The following is a 16,390-nucleotide window of genomic DNA, read 5'->3' as shown; positions in this document are numbered from 1 at the left end:
ATTCATTCACTAATTATTAATTTCTAAGTGAATATATGTTTCTATTATTAAAATTATATTTTAAGTAGGGTAAACTTTTAAAAAGTGAGGATTAATCAATATTTCTTTTATCTCATTTCGTGAACGCATAAAAAATAATTTACCTTTGTTCTATAAATGAATAAGATGAATTACGCAGAAAATATATTAGAAACTATTGGTAATACTCCACTTGTAAAGTTGAATAAACTTACTGAAGAATTACCTTGTTTAGTTTTATCAAAATACGAAACTTTTAATCCAGGAAATTCTGTAAAAGATAGGATGGCCTTACAAATGATTCTAGATGCAGAAGCAGATGGAAGATTAAAACCAGGAGGAACTATTATAGAAGGTACTTCTGGAAATACAGGTATGGGTCTAGCTTTAGCAGCTATTGTTAAAGGTTACAAATGTATTTTTGTAATGTCTGACAAACAATCTAAAGAAAAGATGGATATTTTAAGAGCTGTAGGAGCAGAGGTTGTAGTTTGTCCTACAAACGTAGATCCATCAGATCCAAGATCATACTATTCAGTTTCTAAAAGATTAGGAGAAGAAACACCAAATTCTTGGTACGTAAATCAATATGATAATCCAAGTAACTGTAAAGCACATTTTCAGAGTACAGGACCAGAAATTTGGGAACAAACCAAAGGTAAAGTTACAAACTTTGTAGTTGGTGTTGGTACAGGAGGTACTATTTCTGGAGTAGGTTCTTATCTAAAAATGAAAGCAAGAGAAGCAGGTAAAACTGTTAAAGTTTGGGGTATAGATACTTATGGATCTGTTTTTAAGAAATATCATGAAACAGGAATATTCGATGAGAACGAAATTTATCCCTATATAACAGAAGGTATAGGTGAAGACATATTACCCAAAAACGTAAATTTTGATGTAATTGATGGTTTTACTAAAGTTACAGATAAAGATGCAGCTATTTATACTCAGAAGTTAGCGAAAGAAGAAGGCATGTTTTTAGGAAATTCTGCTGGAGCAGCTATAAAAGGCTTGTTGCAATTAAAAGAGCATTTTACAAAAGATGATGTAGTTGTTGTGTTGTTTCACGATCATGGAAGTAGATATGTAGGTAAAATGTTTAATGATGATTGGATGCGTGATAGAGGATTTTTAGAAGAAGAAATAAAAACTGCGGCAGATTTAATTAAAAATCATGAAAATAAACCTTTGGTAACTGCACAAACAGAGGAGTTAGTTTCTCATGCTATTGAAAGAATGAAAGAATTTAAAATCTCTCAAATACCTGTAAAAGATGCAGAAGGTTTTGTGGGATCTATAGATGAAACAGATTTATTAAGAAGTTTTATTTCAGATAAAGAAATTGCAGACAAGCCAATTAAAGACATTATGGGTAATCCTTATCCTATAGTTAAGAAATCTACAAAGATAGATGCAATATCTAAATTGATTTCTAAAGAGAATGAAGCTGTCTTAGTTGACTTAGAAAATGGCAATTATCATATTGTTACCAAGTACGATGTAATTAGTTCAATTTAGTAAATCTGAAGATTTATACCCTTGGTCGATAATTAGATGCTGATGGTCGAATAAATGATTTTCAACCTTTAGAATAGTAGTAATTTTGATTAAGGTTAAAAAGTAGAAGATGCATTTTAGAGATGCAAAAACGGAACGTCTAAATTCATTTAGACGTTTTTTTTTGTTTAATATATCCTTTAAAATAGATAGTCGATACTTATTTTCCATTCGCCTACAGTAAACCATTTATAAGCGAACAGAAAATTTTAAAACTCCATAAAGTTGTTTCTTTGAATCAGATAACTTTTACGAATTGGGGGATTTATAATAAGTTATTAATACTCGCCTAAATTTATTTAGGCGTTTTTTTGTTTAATATATTCTTTAAAATAGATAGTCGAAACTTAATTTCCATTCGTCTACAGTAAACTATTTATAAGCGAACAGAAAATTTTAAAACTCCATAAAGTTGTTTCTTTGAATCAGATAACTTTTACGAATTGGGGGATTTATAATAAGTTATTAAGATTCGCCTAAATTTATTTAGGCGTTTTTTATTTAAAGTTGAAAAAAATCGAAAAATTGAGTGCATTTTTGTACGATCGATTATCGTAAGATAATTGTCATTCGTCGATACTTAAATGCATTTCATCTATCAATTCGACTTAAAAAACATGAAAGTTGTTTATTTGAATTAATAACTATTACGAATTGGGGGATTTATAATATGTTATAAAAAATCGTCTAAAATATTTTAGACGATTTTTTTATTCGCTTTTATTATTACACAAAAAAAACCACCTCTAAGAGGTGGTTTTTAAATCAACTAATTCAAATAATTTACACAATGAAAACAGTTTACTACGTTGCTTTCATTTGCATATCCGCAAACTCTGTGCCAAATTTTATTTGAATTAAACTTTTTTTATTTTATTTAGCGTGTTTGTGTGCTTTGTAAGAAGAACGAACTAAAGCTCCACTTTCTACATACATAAAGCCCATTTCTAAACCTAAAGTTTCATACTTCTTAAATTGTTCTGGTGTTATAAACTCTTTTACAGGTAAGTGCTTTTTTGTAGGCTGCAAGTATTGCCCAATAGTAATAATATCACAATTTACAGCTCTAAGATCTTTCATAGTTTGAATTACTTCATCTTCTTTTTCTCCTAGACCTAACATTAAACCTGTTTTGGTTCTCATGCCATTTTCTTTTAGGTATTTTAAAACACCTAAACTTCTATCATATTTAGCTTGAATTCTAACTTCTCTGGTTAGTCTACGAACAGTTTCCATATTATGAGAAACAACTTCTGGAGCAACTTCTATAATTCTATCAATCTGTTTTGTGTTTCCTTGAAAATCTGGTATTAAAGTTTCTAAAGTAGTATTTGGGTTTGCTCTACGGATTGCATCAACAGTTTCAGCCCAAATTATAGAACCTCCATCCTTTAAATCATCTCTATCTACAGAAGTAATTACGGCATGCTTAATACCCATTAATTTAATAGACCTAGCTACTTTTTCTGGTTCATCCCATTCAACTGTATCTGGTCTTCCTGTTTTTACACCACAAAAGCCACAAGAACGTGTACAGATATTACCTAAAATCATAAAGGTAGCAGTTCCTTCTCCCCAACATTCTCCCATGTTTGGGCAACTACCACTTGTACAAATAGTATTTAATTTATACTTGTCTACTAAACCTCTTAATTCTGTGTATTTTTTACCTACAGGTAATTTTACACGTAACCATTTTGGTTTTTTTGGTCTTTCTGGAAGTACTGCAGTTTCTATCGCCATTTTCTTTCTAGATTAGACTACAAATTTACGAAGAAAAGATTTAAATATTAGTTAAAAACCAAATGCTAAATCCAATTAGAAATACAATTCCAACCAAACTTAAAACCTTTGTAAAAATTTTAGGTTGATTTTCTTTTGGGGTATGTTTACCAGTAATTAAAATATAGTTTAAAATTGCGTAAAAAGGTGCTGTTAAAAATGATAGAATTGTTGCAATTTTAACCAAGTCTCCCATATTTGCAATATAGAACTGAAGTATTAATAAGGTGCCTACAAATAAAAGAATAATCCAAAACCAATAGCCAAATTTATAGTTTTTATTCAGTAATAAATTTGTGCTTAAATTCATGGCTCTTGGAGAAGCATCTAAAGTTGTAATGGTAGTACTAAACATAGTTGTAAAAGCTGCAATAGCTATGAAAATATAAGATACTTCACCTAAGTTTTGTGTATATAAATTTATAAGTTGTTCTGCAAATTCACCCCCTTTATTAGAAAAGGTAGCTGCAGATTTGTACATTACTAATGCTCCTAAAAGTACAAAACATACTCCTAAAATAATAGTACCTATATAACCAACATTAAAGTCAAAAATGGCATCTTTAGGCTTAATTGCTATTTTGCTCACTTTTCTTTTTTCTACAGACCAAATAGAATGCCATATAGAAATATCTAAAGGAGCAGGCATCCAGCCTAAAAATGCAATTAAGAATGTTATTTCTGCAGTACCTGAAGGTAAAATCTGAGTTACATCAAAAGCCTCTGAAGAATTATTTAAGGCAATAACTACAGCAGCAACAGTACTTAATGATAATATTATAATGATAAATTTCATTAAATTATCTAATAATTTATACTTCCCCACTAATAAAAATATGATGCTAACCAACATAATTATAAAAGACCAAACAACTAGATTATCTGTAAAACCAAAAAGTTGAGAAGCTAAGCCAGCTGTTACTATAGTTACAGCAGCCTGAATTGTAAACATAGTACCAAAGGAAATGATATAGTAAAGCACCAAAACCCATTTACCAAGTTTATTATAACCATCAAGCAAAGTTTCACCAGTTGCAGCAGCATATCTTGGTCCAAATTGAAAAAATGGATATTTAAATAGGTTTACCAACAATAAGGCCCATAGTAAGCCAAAACCAAATTCTGCACCAGCTCTTGTAGATTGTACTAAGTGAGAAACCCCAATTGCTGCACCTGCAAATAATAAACCTGGCCCTAAAGATTGTAAGAAAGATTTTTTCATTTGATTTTTAATTTTGCAATTGCCTTTAGCAATTTAGCTCTATTATTTTTAGCTGTCATCCATTTAGGTAATCTGCTACCAATAGAAATATTAGATAATCTTTCTAAATTTCTTTCTCTTAAAGTTGCAGCAATATGCTTTTCAATAAATTCTAAATGATTTAAATTATAGGCCCAAAGTTTCCCTTCATTTAATTCAGTTTTAAGCCATAACTCATAATTTGGAAAATTAAAAACATCACTTAGCCTTTTATTATAGCCACAATTTTCACAAATAATTTGCAAACATTTGTCTTTTTGCTTAGCCATCGCTTTTTGTCTGCAGTTTTTGCAAACAATTAAAATTTCATCAGAAAAATCGTTTAAGCTTTTTTCGTAAGCATTAAATCTTGGCATACTTAAGATTTTTTAATAATCTCCGCCAATAATTTTTTAGCACGCAACAATTTTACCTTAACATTATTCATGGGTTCATTGGTGTGTTGTGCAATTTCTTTATAACTAAGTTCTTGAAAATAGCGCAATTGAATTACTTCTTGATATTTAGGTTTTAACTGCCTAATGTCTCTTAAAAGTTTTGCTAAATTTTGTTCTCTAATTATTTTATCTTCTGGAGTAGGATTTTCATCAACAACTAAATACACTCTTTCTTCTTGATCTTTGGTGGTTTCTGTTGCAACAGATATTTTCTTTTTACGAACTAAATCTATATGCACATTTTTAGAAATGGTTATTAGCCAAGTTTTAAAAGTATAATTTTCATCAAAAGTAGAAATCTTGTCAAAAGCTTTAGAAAAAGCTTGTATAGCTATGTCTTCTGCCTCATTTTCATTGTTGACTCTCTTAAGTAAAAAGCTATAAACCTCTAACCAATAAAGGTCTAACAAATAGCGAAAAGCAGCCTGATTACCTTCTTTTGCTTTGGTAATATTTTGCTGTAATACTAAGTTTTCTTTACTCAACGATTTGTTTTTGAAAATGAATTAGCAATAAATATACTAATTTGAATCAATACTAAAGAAATTTCTAGAATTGGTAAATAGAAAATCACATAAGGTTCTTGTAATTTTTTTGCTGATAAACCAACAACAATAAATTGAATTAAAAAGTAAGACAATACTATTGGTAAGATTATTTGCCAAGAGAAAAAGAAAAAAGAAATTGTACCAAATACGTAAAATAATATCTTAGTTAAACTAAACAGGTTTAAAAGTAAACGTTGTTTAAACTTATAGTGTCTTTGAAGTAATTTGTTAGATTTGAGTGATGAAAGCCAACTTAATAGAGATTCTGGTGCTTTGTTTTCCACAAAACTATTTGCATCTAAAGTGTAGGTAATATTTTCTTTGGTAGCTGCATCTCTAATAAAAAGATCATCTTCTCCATTTGTAACTTTAATATGATAAATAAAACCTTTTACATTAAAAAACTCTTGCCTGTTATATGCTAAATTATCACCAAAAGCCATAAAAGGACTCTTGATTTTAAGAAATGAGAAACATTGAATGGCTGTAACTAGGTTTTCAAAACGTGCTAATAAATTTAAGAACGAATTGCTTTTAGAAAATTTTCTATAACCTAAATTAATGGTTTTAGTTTTCGTAAAATTAGAACTCATTGAATTGATCCAATCTGTAGAAAGTACTTTTGTCTTTGCATCTGTAAACAACAAATGATCATATTTGGCAGCCTTAATACCTAGAGTTAAAGCGTATTTTTTATTACCCCAAAAAGCCTCGTTATTTTCTACTTTTATAATTTTTAGGTTGTTATGTTTCTCAACAAAATCAAGTATAAGTTCACCTAAATCATTATCATCAGTACTGCTATCTACTATAAGAATTTCGAACTTAGAATACTTTTGATTTAAAAGGTTTGGAAGGTTGTTTCTTAGAGAATCTCCACTATTCTTGTTATATACAATAACAGATATAGGATATTCATTTGAAGTTATAACCTCTTCTTTATTTTTAACAAGAATGGAAGAAAATAAGAGATAATAAATAATTTGAATACCTGTAACAGCTACAAAAACGTAGAAAAGTACGGTTAATAGCATACTAGGTAAAGCTTAATTATGTTCAGGTTCAGCACAAGTATCAAACTGATCTGGACTTTTTCCACAGAAACCACAGGCTTCTCCTTCTCTATTTAACATAGGGTTTTGGCTAGCACAAGTGCCTGCAAATTCACCATCTTTCTTAGCCCAAATTTTAATTGCAATACCTGCTACTCCTAATGCTAAAAGCCCTAAAGTAAGTAATAATAATTTCATGTTGCAAAGTTACAAATTATACAATTAAAAGTGAAATAGATAGGCACTTATGTAGTTTAGTTTTAACTTTTTTGGTATGTTTACTTTTTAGGTAATTATTATTGAGCGAATTAGATTTTATAAAAGAACTAAAAGAAGGTAAATCTTCTGCATTTGGCATTTTGCTAAATGATTTTGAACAGAAGGTATTTAATACTTGTATCTCTTTTGTGCCTAATAAAGAAGATGCAGAAGATATTGCTCAAGAAGTTTTTTTAGAGGTTTTTAGATCGATAAATAAATTTAAAGGTAATTCTAAACTTTCTACTTGGATTTATAGAATTGCTACCAATAAATGCCTTGAATTTATCCGTAAAAAGAACACCAAGAAGAGATTTGCATTTATGCAAACTATTTTAGGTAATGAAACACCTAGAGATAAAAGCAACTACTTTACTGAGTTTAAACACCCAGGAATTATCTTAGAAAACAAAGAACTTACTGCAACTATTTTTAAGGCGATAAATACCTTGCCAGAATCACAACGAATTGTTTTTACATTGGCTAAAATTGATGATAAAAGCTATCAAGAAATTGTTGAAATTACTGGTAAAAGTCTATCATCTGTAGAATCTATAATGTTTAGAGCTAAGAAATCTTTAAAAGAAAAGTTGGCAAGTGTAAATAAAAATAATTCATCTTAAGTTATTGGTAAACATATATTTAAAAATAAATTTAAAATATTTTGCAAGTTTTAGAAATAGAACACATCTAAATAATTATAAAATTATTTTGAGCAATCAAAAGAACTGAAATGGAACAAAAAGACAATACTTTAGAAAAGCAACTAGAAATACTAAATGCAATTGAAGAAGTGAAAGTAAATCATTTTTTTAAGCACAAAGTATTACAAAGCATTAAACAAGAGCAAGAAATAAATGAGAGCTCTACTTTATATGCATGGTTTACCCCAAAATTACAATGGGCAGTTTTAGCACTTGTGATTTGCATAAATGTATCTGTTTTCTATTACGCATTTAATGCAGAAGAGCAAACTAGTAATTCGAATAATATAGAGGGTTTTGCTCAAGAGTATAATTTACAAACTTCAACAAGTTTATTAAATTAAAGAGTATGAAAACAAAATTACTTACAGTTTTAATAATTGTTTTGGTGGTGTTAAACGGTTTTTTAATTTACATATTGGTTGCTCAGACGCATCAAAGAGGTAAGAAACCACCAGCAAGAAACTTCTTAACCAATCAACTTAATTTCTCTGAAGAACAAAAGGGAGTTTTTACTGAATTAGATGAAAAGCATAGAGAAAGAATGCTTGATTTTGAAAGAAAAATTACAAGACAGAAAGATAATCTGTTTAGTTCTTTTCAAGAAGAGAATTCTACTATAGATACTAGAGCAATTATTGAAAGGACTAGTAGGCTAGAAGTAGAGAAAGAGTTGGAGGTTTTTGAGTTTTTTAAACAGGTAAGAGCCATTTGTAATGAAGAACAAAAGAGTAAATTTGATAAGATTATTAAACAAGCTTTAAGGGGTAATAAACCAGGTCCACCCAATAGAAATGGAGATCACTTTCCAAGAGAAAGAAGAATGCCTCCTCCACCAAGATAATCTTATTCAATTTTTTTTCGCAAGTTTTTTAAAAGATAGTCATCTAAACATATATCAACCAAAATAAGAAATATGGAACAATTTTACTTTTTATTTATTTAAAACTTAAAATTATGACTTTCACTCACAAAACTTTTGCCCTATTTATTCTAATAGGTATCGTTTCTTGTTCATCAGATTCTGAATATGTAGAACTTATTGATGATGTTTCTATTGATGAAAACACAAGTTCAGATTTAGAAATTTTAGCACGAACTTTAAATCTACCAGCCAATTCTTTTAATTACGAAAATGTTGTTTTACCAGATTATTTTTTAAATAACGGAACAGCACAAGAAGATAACACTCCAAATAATAATCCAATTACAGATGAAGGTGCAACTTTGGGTAGAGTTTTATTTTACGATAATCAATTATCTGTAAATAATGCAGTTAGCTGTGCATCATGTCATGATCAATCTAAAGGTTTTACAGATGTAAATACGTTAAGTGTAGGTTTTAATGGCGAATTAACAGCCAGGAATTCCATGGGTTTAGCTAATGCTAAATTCTATGATAATGGAAGATTCTTTTGGGATGAAAGAGCAGCTAGCTTAGAAGAGCAAGTGTTATTACCAATACAAGATGCTGTAGAAATGGGTTTAACTTTAGAAGAACTTGAAAGTAAATTGCAGAATGATGATTATTATACTGTGTTATTTACTAGAGCTTTTGGTGATGAAGAAATAACTAGTGAGAGAGTATCTTTAGCCTTAGCTCAGTTTGTTAGATCAATGGTTTCTTATCAATCAAAATACGATGAAGGTTTAGCACAAACCAATAATCAAAATGCCAACTTCCCTAATTTTACAACATCAGAAAATCTTGGTAAAAATTTATTTTTCAGTAACAGAACAAGATGCTCTGATTGTCATGATACTAATGCATTTGTAGGAGACAGAGCTAGAAACAATGGTTTAGATGCAATACTAACAGATGAAGGTAGAAATGATGGTGAATTTAAAGTACCTTCTTTAAGAAACATTGAGCTAACAGCACCATTTATGCACGATGGTCGTTTTGCAACTTTAGAAGAAGTTGTAGAGCATTACAATTCAGGAGTGCAGAATAGTGCAGATTTAGATGGCAGATTACGTCAAGGAAATGGAGTAAGAAGACTTAATCTTACAGAGGTAGAAAAACAAGCGTTGGTAGATTTCTTAAAAACACTAACAGATGAGGAATTTATTTTTGATGAAAAGTTTTCAGATCCATTTTTAACCAATCAATAAAAGATTTAAGTTAAATGTATGTTAACAGCGCAAGTATTTAATTATAAGCACATCTTAATATATAGAACACTAAAATAGACACATGAAAAAAACACTTTTAACAATTACTTTTTTTGCATTTGGGGTTTTGTCATCATTTGGTCAAGAAAATAGAGAGGATCAAAAAAGACAAGGACCACCTTCTATAAAAAAGATTTTTAAGGATTTAGATAAAAATGAAGATGGTAAAATATCTTTAAAAGAAGCAAAAGGTCCTTTAAAACAAGATTTCAAAAAGATAGATACCAATAAAGATGGTTTTATTTCTAAAGAGGAATTAAAGAAGGCACCAAAACCAAAAAGGCCAGAAAGACCAGAGAGAAGAGAAATTAACTAACACAACAAGTAAACTAATTATGAAAACTAAACTATTTAAATCAATTTCATTGGCTGTAATTGTAGTAAGTGCATTAATAGCATGCAGCTCAAATGATGATACAGAAACCCTTATAGATCAAACAACAAATGATGTTATTATTACAGAACTTCCATCTGCATTTGATGATTTTGATGTAGATGAAACCGATATTTACATTTCAGGAAATGGAACATCAATAACCATAGAAACAACAGGTTTGCCAAATCATACAACTCCTTATTGGAGCGAAAGTCATCCTTTATATGTAGCACCAACTGTTACTAGTGAAGCGAGTATGACACCAACAAGAATAGATACCTCAGGTAGAGATTTATCTGGTTCATTAACTGTTTCTGCATCATCATCAATTGCAAGTTCTACAACAGCCACTAGCTTAGGAGCTATTGGTATAGCTGTTAGTGGTGCTTACATTTACAATGATCAAGAAGGAAATGGTCCTTTAGATAGTGCAGCTGGTAGTTTAGATTATGCAGGTGCTCATATAGGACCATCACAATATCACTATCATTTAGAACCTTTAGCGTTTACAGATGATGATGATAAATTAGTTGGTATTATTTCAGATGGATTTTTTATATATGGAAGAAAGTGTAATTCAACAGGAACTTATCCTACAGGATTAGATGCTTCAGGAGGTCATACAAGTACAACTCAACATTCTTCAGAAGAAACATATCATTATCATATTATTAATGAATTGTATACTACAACTGGTAGGTATTTAGCTTTTGCAGGTCCATATCAAGGTACACCAAATGCGATTAATTAAATATTATATTTTATTTTTTATTGTCTTTAATTCTTGTAAAAAATCAGAATTTAAAGATGAAAATCTAGTGGTAAAAAAGTTGATACAAAATGTTTTTGTAAATAAAGAAGAGCTAAAATTAGATCAAACAAAAGGACTATGGTTATATAAAGATAAACCCTTTAATGGCTTTAGTTTTAAATTGCATGAAAATGATAGTATATCTGAAAAAACTGCTTTTTACAATGGTAAAAGAGAAGGAGAAAGCTTCATGTTTTTTGATGATGGAAGTGTAAAAAGAAAGGCTCTTTATGTAGATAATAAGTTGCAAGGAAAAAAGCTTAATTATGATAAAAATGGTAATTTAATTTCTGAAACCAATTATGTCAATGGTAAATTACAAGGAGTTCAAAAAGTGTGGTATGCTAGTGGTCAATTAGCAAAAAAAAGAAATTTAAACCAAGGATTAGAGGAAGGATTGCAACAAGCTTGGTTAGAGAATGGAGCTATTTATGTTAATTATGAAGCTAAAAATGGTCGAATTTTTGGTATGCAAAGAGCCAACTTATGTTATCAGCTAAAAAATGAAAAAATTGAAGAGCGTAAAAAAATATAGTCTTTTAGTATTAACTTTTTTTATGTTTTTGCAATGTAAAAAGCAAGAAAGTAAAGAGTTAGAAAGTAGGGTAGATGATTTACCTTATTATAATGAAGCTTCATTTACACCTAAATGGATTGATAAAAACTCAAATAAATTAAAGGATTTTCATAAAATTCCTAAGTTTGAATTTATAAACCAAAATGGAAAGATAGTTTCAGATAAAACTTTTGATAATAAAATTTATGTAACTGATTTTTTCTTTACAACTTGTCCTGGAATCTGTCCAATTATGACTAAAAATATGCATATGATTCAAGAGGCATTTCAAAATGATAATTCTATACTAATGCTTTCTCATTCTGTGACACCTACCAAAGATTCTGTTCCACAATTAAAAAAATATGCAATTGAGAAGAATATTGGCGCTAATTGGCATTTGGTAACAGGTAAAAAGCAAGAAATTTATGATTTAGGCAGATCTTCTTATTTTGTTGAAAATGATTTAGGAGAGCCTAAAGGAATAGATGATTTTTTACACACAGAAAATTTTATTTTGATAGATAAGAATAAACACATTAGAGGCATTTATAATGGGTTGAATAAAAACTCTGTAAAGCAATTAATTGCAGATATTAAAACGCTTCAAAAAAGTTAATGTTGGTATTTGGGGGAATACTTTCAGAAGAACCTTGTAATTTATTACAAGGTTTTTTATTTTATAATATTCACTTCAATCTCTAAATCAATTTTAAATTGATTTAGGATATGCTTTTTAATTTCTTCTGCAAGAGCATAAATATCTTTACCTGATGCATTATTGTAATTTACAAGAACAAGCGCCTGTTTTTCATGTACTCCATAATCTCCACAACGTTTGCCTTTAAAACCTGCTGTTTCTATAAGCCAACCTGCAGGTACTTTTACTTCATTTTCAGAAATTGTATAACTAGGTATGTTAGGGTACTCTTTTTGTAAATTTATAAAAGCTGATTTGCTTATAACTGGATTTTTAAAGAAACTGCCACTGTTACCTATCTCTTTAGGATCTGGAAGTTTAGTTTGTCTTATGGCTATAACAGCATTAGAGATGTCTTTTAAACTTGGGCTAATTATGTTTTTGGAAGATAATTCAGTTTCAATAGCTCCATAAGAAGTATTCAAATTGTGATTTTGTTTTGTCAATTTAAAAGCAACAGAAGTAATAACAAATTCGCCTTTTACTTTGTTTTTAAATATTGAATTTCTATATCCAAAATTGCAATCATCATTAGAAAACGTATGCAATTTTGTAGTTTCTATATTGATAGCCTCTAATTTGGTAATGGTATCTTTTACTTCAACTCCATAAGCTCCTATATTTTGAATAGGGCATGTACCCACATTACCAGGAATTAAGGATAAATTTTCTAAACCACCATAATTCTGATCTACGCAATAAAGTACAAATTCATGCCAGTTTTCTCCAGCATTTACAGTAAGATACACAAAGTTATCATCTTCTTTATCTATAGAAATTCCTTTAATATCAATATGTACAACTAACTTATCAATATCTTTTGTAAGCAACATGTTGCTTCCTCCAGAAATTAAGAAAACATCTTTTTCAACTTTTAATAGTTCTTGTAGTTGGTAAACGGAATCTACTCTAATAAATCGTTTTGCATTTACATCTATACCAAAAGTATTGTATGTTTTAAGTGATATGTTATCTTGAATCTTCAATTATGCTCTATAAGTTGCTAATGCATTTTTTAGAATTTCTACAGATTTAATTAAATCTTCCTTCTTTAAAACGTAAGCCATTCTAATTTGGTTTTTTCCTTCACCTTCTGTAGAATAAAATCCACTTGCAGGTGCAACCATTACAGTTTCATTATTGTAATTGTAGCTTTCTAACATCCATTTAGCAAAATCATCTGTATCATTTACAGGTAATTCAGCCACACAATAAAATGCACCTTTTGGGTTAGCCACTTTAACACCTTCTATTTTTTGAAGTTCAGAAACTAAAGTATTTCTTCTTTCAACATATTCTGCTTTCACATCATCAAAATAACTTTGAGGTGTATCTAAAGCTGCTTCACTCGCTATTAATGCATAAGTTGGTGGACTTAGTCTTGCTTGTGCAAACTTAATAGCTGTAGCTATAAATGCTTCATTTTTAGAAACGATACAACCAATTCTTGCTCCACACATGCTATATCTTTTAGAAACAGAATCTATAACAATAGCATTTTCTTCTAAACCTTCTATAGCCATTATTGAGGTATGCTCTAAACCATCGTAAGCAAATTCTCTATAAACTTCATCAGCAATAAGAAAAAGATCATGTTTTAAAACGATTTCTTTTAATTTTTGAAGCTCTTCTTTAGAATACATATATCCTGTTGGATTACCAGGATTACAAATTAAAATTGCCTTTGTATTTTTTGTGATAAGTTTTTCGAAATCTTCAATTTTTGGTAAGGCAAAATTATCTTCAATTTTAGAGATAACTGGCACAACAGTTACTCCAGAAGCCGTTGAAAAACCATTATAGTTTGCGTAAAAAGGTTCAGGTATAATAATTTCATCTCCTGCATCTGTAATACTGCCAATTGTAAAAAGTAAAGCCTCAGAACCACCTGTAGTAACTATAAGATTATCTGGAGTTACATTTATGTTATGGTTTGCATAGTAATTAGCTAATTTAGTTCTGTATTCTTCAGAACCCTCAGAGCGTGCATAAGATAACGTTTCTATAGTATTATTTTTTACAGCATCTAAAGCTATTTGAGGAGTTTTAATATCTGGCTGACCAATATTTAAATGGTAAACCTTAGTTCCTCTCTTTTTCGCATTTTCTGCAAATGGCACCAATTTTCTAATTGGTGATTCTGGCATATGAAGTCCTTTTATAGATATTGAAGGCATAATAATTTTTTACTTAAAATTTCATGCAAATTTGCGAAATTAATTTTAAAAGTCTTGTTAAATTTCATAATCTTTAAAAGGTTTCCTGCTGATTTTTTTAATAAAGCAAATCATAATTTGTATATTTAAATAGACAAGCAAAAGAAGCTCTTGAAACAAACAAAATTCATATTAATTCTTCTATCAATTTTTTGGTTCATCAAAATAGATGCGCAAGAAGGTTTTCAGTTTGCAAACAGAAATAAGAAGAAGGTAAGTGTTAAGTTTAAACTTATAAATAATCTTATTGTTCTGCCTCTGAAAATAAATAATAAAAAGGTGTCTTTTATTTTAGATTCTGGTGTTACCAAAACCATTTTATTTAACATTACTAAAAATGATAGTTTAGGTTTAAATAATTTAGAAAAAATTAAACTTCAAGGATTAGGTAAAGGTGATGCTGTTGAGGCCTTGATGTCTAAAAATAACCGAATTTCTATAGATAATATTGTAAGCAATGATGAATCTGTTTATGTGATTCTTAGAGATTATTTCGATTTATCAGGCAAAATGGGTATAACTATTCATGGTATTTTAGGTTATGATTTACTAAAGAATTTTATTGTTAAAATTAATTATAAAACAAAGTACATACATTTTTATAATCCTTCTAAAGTTCAATTAAAAACATGTAGAAAGTGCGAAGTTTTTCCACTTACTTTTCATCGAAAAAAGCCTTATATCAATACAGAAATTCAGCTAGATACTGTTGGAGCTAAACTTACAAAGGTTAAGCTTTTAATAGATACAGGTGGAAGTGATGCTCTTTGGTTATTTGAAAACACAAAAAATAATATTCAAACACCAAATCGATTTTTTAAAGATATTCTAGGAGAAGGCTTAAGTGGAACTATTTATGGAAATAGGAGTAGAATACCTGCTATAAATTTGGGTGCTCACCAAGTAAATTCACCTACAGTTTCTTTTTTAGATTCTATTTCTACAAAAAATGCAAGAACTATTAAAGACAGAAATGGAAGTATTGGAGCAGGAATTTTAAAACGATTCATTGTTTGGTTTGATTATGGGAATCAAAAGTTAATGCTCAAAAAAAACGGCTCTTTATCTAATGGTTTTGACTATAATATGAGTGGTTTAGATGTTATTTACAGTGGTAAACAATTAGTAAAAGAAAGAAAAACTTTAGTAGAAAACCTAATGACTAAAGGAAGAGAAAACAGTAAAACCATTAATTTTATAAGTAGTTTTTCTTATAAATTTAAACCATCATTTAAAATAAGAAATGTTGTGGAAGGTTCACCTGCAGCTATTGCAGGAATTCAAAAAGACGATATTATTTTAAAAATAAATAACTCAAATGCTGCTGATTTAACATTACAAATTATCAATCAAAAATTTCAAGAAAGAGACAATAAAAGAATACGTATTACTGTCTTAAGAAATGAAGAGAAAATTAAATATGAATTTTATTTAGAGAAAAAAATTTAATTACTGAGAATCAGAAACAATACTTTTTTCTTTCTCCATAGAAACACCTGTGTTTACAATTCCTTTAATTCGAATTACTTTTCTAGGATTTTTAGCATTAGAAAAAATATTTATCGATTTAGAAAAGCCACCAACTCTATTGGTATCATAAGAAACTTTAATTTCTCCTTTTTCACCTGGCATAATTGGTTGCTCTGGTTTTTTAGGTACTGTACAACCACAAGTAGATCTCACATTTTTAATAATTAAAGGAGCATCACCCACATTTGTAAAAACAAAAGTACGCTCTCCATTAGAACCTTTATTTACCTTACCATAATCTATAGTTTCTTTTTCAAACTTAAATTCTTGAGAATTTGCTGAAAAAGAGATAAATAAAACGATTAAAAATGATCCAAATACTTTCATAACTAAGGGTTTAATACTGTAAAATTAGGGTTTATATTTTATTTTAAAAAATCAATGGCTAATTTTCTCTACAAAAAAGAGA

19 protein-coding genes are annotated in these 16,390 nt (G+C 29.2%); 10 read left to right on the top strand and 9 right to left on the bottom strand.

Going from position 1 to position 16,390, the window contains the following annotated elements:
- Nucleotides 1-165: 165 nt before the first annotated feature.
- A complete protein-coding gene (locus LPB302_RS04090) occupies nt 166-1,536 on the top strand; it encodes a pyridoxal-phosphate dependent enzyme (protein ID WP_053975051.1) in 1,371 nt (456 codons plus the stop codon).
- A 912-nt stretch (nt 1,537-2,448) separates the two neighbouring features.
- Here LPB302_RS04090 and lipA read toward each other — a convergent pair.
- From lipA to LPB302_RS04060, 6 genes are read right to left on the bottom strand one after another with little or no spacing between them, the layout of a single operon-like run.
- The gene (lipA, locus tag LPB302_RS04085) at nt 2,449-3,318 is read right to left on the bottom strand and encodes a lipoyl synthase (RefSeq protein WP_053975050.1); all 870 of its coding nucleotides are present in this window, start codon (nt 3,316-3,318) and stop codon (nt 2,449-2,451) included.
- A gap of 40 nt (nt 3,319-3,358) precedes the next feature.
- A complete protein-coding gene (locus LPB302_RS04080) occupies nt 3,359-4,579 on the bottom strand; it encodes an Nramp family divalent metal transporter (RefSeq protein ID WP_053975049.1) in 1,221 nt (406 codons plus the stop codon).
- Nucleotides 4,576-4,974, bottom strand: a complete 399-nt coding sequence (locus LPB302_RS04075) for a hypothetical protein (protein ID WP_053975048.1) — start codon at nt 4,972-4,974, stop codon at nt 4,576-4,578. Before LPB302_RS04075 ends, LPB302_RS04080 begins: the two co-directional genes overlap by 4 nt.
- 2 nt (nt 4,975-4,976) lie before the next feature.
- Nucleotides 4,977-5,540 carry an RNA polymerase sigma factor gene (locus LPB302_RS04070; protein WP_082329790.1) on the bottom strand — a complete coding sequence of 188 codons (564 nt, stop codon included), beginning with the start codon at nt 5,538-5,540 and terminating at the stop codon, nt 4,977-4,979.
- Nucleotides 5,537-6,637, bottom strand: coding sequence for a glycosyltransferase family 2 protein (locus LPB302_RS04065; protein ID WP_053975046.1), 1,101 nt, complete (start codon nt 6,635-6,637; stop codon nt 5,537-5,539). Before LPB302_RS04065 ends, LPB302_RS04070 begins: the two co-directional genes overlap by 4 nt.
- 12 nt (nt 6,638-6,649) lie before the next feature.
- Complete coding sequence (locus tag LPB302_RS04060; protein ID WP_053975045.1) at nt 6,650-6,853, bottom strand: hypothetical protein; 204 nt, start codon at nt 6,851-6,853, stop codon at nt 6,650-6,652.
- A 101-nt stretch (nt 6,854-6,954) separates the two neighbouring features.
- On the opposite strand from LPB302_RS04060, the gene LPB302_RS04055 reads away from it, so the two are divergent.
- From LPB302_RS04055 to LPB302_RS04020, 8 genes are all read left to right on the top strand, one after another.
- Nucleotides 6,955-7,536, top strand: coding sequence for an RNA polymerase sigma factor (locus LPB302_RS04055; protein WP_053975044.1), 582 nt, complete (start codon nt 6,955-6,957; stop codon nt 7,534-7,536).
- 110 nt (nt 7,537-7,646) lie between these two features.
- Nucleotides 7,647-7,961, top strand: a complete 315-nt coding sequence (locus LPB302_RS04050) for a hypothetical protein (protein ID WP_053975043.1) — start codon at nt 7,647-7,649, stop codon at nt 7,959-7,961.
- Nucleotides 7,962-7,966: 5 nt separating this feature from the next.
- Nucleotides 7,967-8,461, top strand: a complete 495-nt coding sequence (locus tag LPB302_RS04045; RefSeq protein ID WP_053975042.1) for a Spy/CpxP family protein refolding chaperone — start codon at nt 7,967-7,969, stop codon at nt 8,459-8,461.
- Between the two features lie 113 nt (nt 8,462-8,574).
- Nucleotides 8,575-9,732 (top strand): cytochrome-c peroxidase, encoded by a 1,158-nt coding sequence (locus LPB302_RS04040; RefSeq protein WP_053975041.1) that lies wholly within the window; start codon nt 8,575-8,577, stop codon nt 9,730-9,732.
- 82 nt (nt 9,733-9,814) lie between these two features.
- Nucleotides 9,815-10,108 carry an EF-hand domain-containing protein gene (locus LPB302_RS04035; RefSeq protein ID WP_053975040.1) on the top strand — a complete coding sequence of 98 codons (294 nt, stop codon included), beginning with the start codon at nt 9,815-9,817 and terminating at the stop codon, nt 10,106-10,108.
- A 19-nt stretch (nt 10,109-10,127) separates the two neighbouring features.
- Nucleotides 10,128-10,919 (top strand): YHYH protein, encoded by a 792-nt coding sequence (locus LPB302_RS04030; RefSeq protein ID WP_053975039.1) that lies wholly within the window; start codon nt 10,128-10,130, stop codon nt 10,917-10,919.
- Nucleotides 10,906-11,514: a toxin-antitoxin system YwqK family antitoxin gene (locus tag LPB302_RS04025; protein WP_053975038.1), complete on the top strand. Its 609-nt coding sequence runs from the start codon at nt 10,906-10,908 to the stop codon at nt 11,512-11,514. The genes LPB302_RS04030 and LPB302_RS04025 overlap by 14 nt, the downstream gene beginning before the upstream one ends.
- Nucleotides 11,483-12,154, top strand: coding sequence for an SCO family protein (locus LPB302_RS04020; RefSeq protein WP_053975037.1), 672 nt, complete (start codon nt 11,483-11,485; stop codon nt 12,152-12,154). Before LPB302_RS04025 ends, LPB302_RS04020 begins: the two co-directional genes overlap by 32 nt.
- 56 nt (nt 12,155-12,210) lie before the next feature.
- Here the strand turns inward: LPB302_RS04020 and murB are convergent, their stop codons facing one another.
- Entirely contained in the window at nt 12,211-13,221 is a 1,011-nt protein-coding gene (gene murB / locus LPB302_RS04015; protein WP_053975036.1) for a UDP-N-acetylmuramate dehydrogenase, read from the bottom strand.
- Nucleotides 13,222-14,412 (bottom strand): pyridoxal phosphate-dependent aminotransferase, encoded by a 1,191-nt coding sequence (locus tag LPB302_RS04010; RefSeq protein ID WP_053975035.1) that lies wholly within the window; start codon nt 14,410-14,412, stop codon nt 13,222-13,224.
- A gap of 150 nt (nt 14,413-14,562) precedes the next feature.
- Here LPB302_RS04010 and LPB302_RS04005 point away from each other — a divergent pair, with 150 nt between their 5' ends.
- Nucleotides 14,563-15,900, top strand: coding sequence for a retropepsin-like aspartic protease (locus tag LPB302_RS04005; RefSeq protein WP_053975034.1), 1,338 nt, complete (start codon nt 14,563-14,565; stop codon nt 15,898-15,900).
- On the opposite strand, the gene LPB302_RS04000 is transcribed toward LPB302_RS04005, so the two are convergent.
- Nucleotides 15,901-16,308, bottom strand: coding sequence for a DUF1573 domain-containing protein (locus LPB302_RS04000; RefSeq protein ID WP_053975033.1), 408 nt, complete (start codon nt 16,306-16,308; stop codon nt 15,901-15,903).
- Nucleotides 16,309-16,390: the final 82 nt, after the last annotated feature.

Origin of the sequence: Polaribacter dokdonensis (genome assembly GCF_024362345.1) — a bacterium.
GTDB classification, from domain to species: Bacteria; Bacteroidota; Bacteroidia; order Flavobacteriales; family Flavobacteriaceae; genus Polaribacter; species Polaribacter dokdonensis.
Note: the sequence above shows the minus strand (reverse complement) of the source record. Positions and strands in the feature narration are given on the sequence as shown.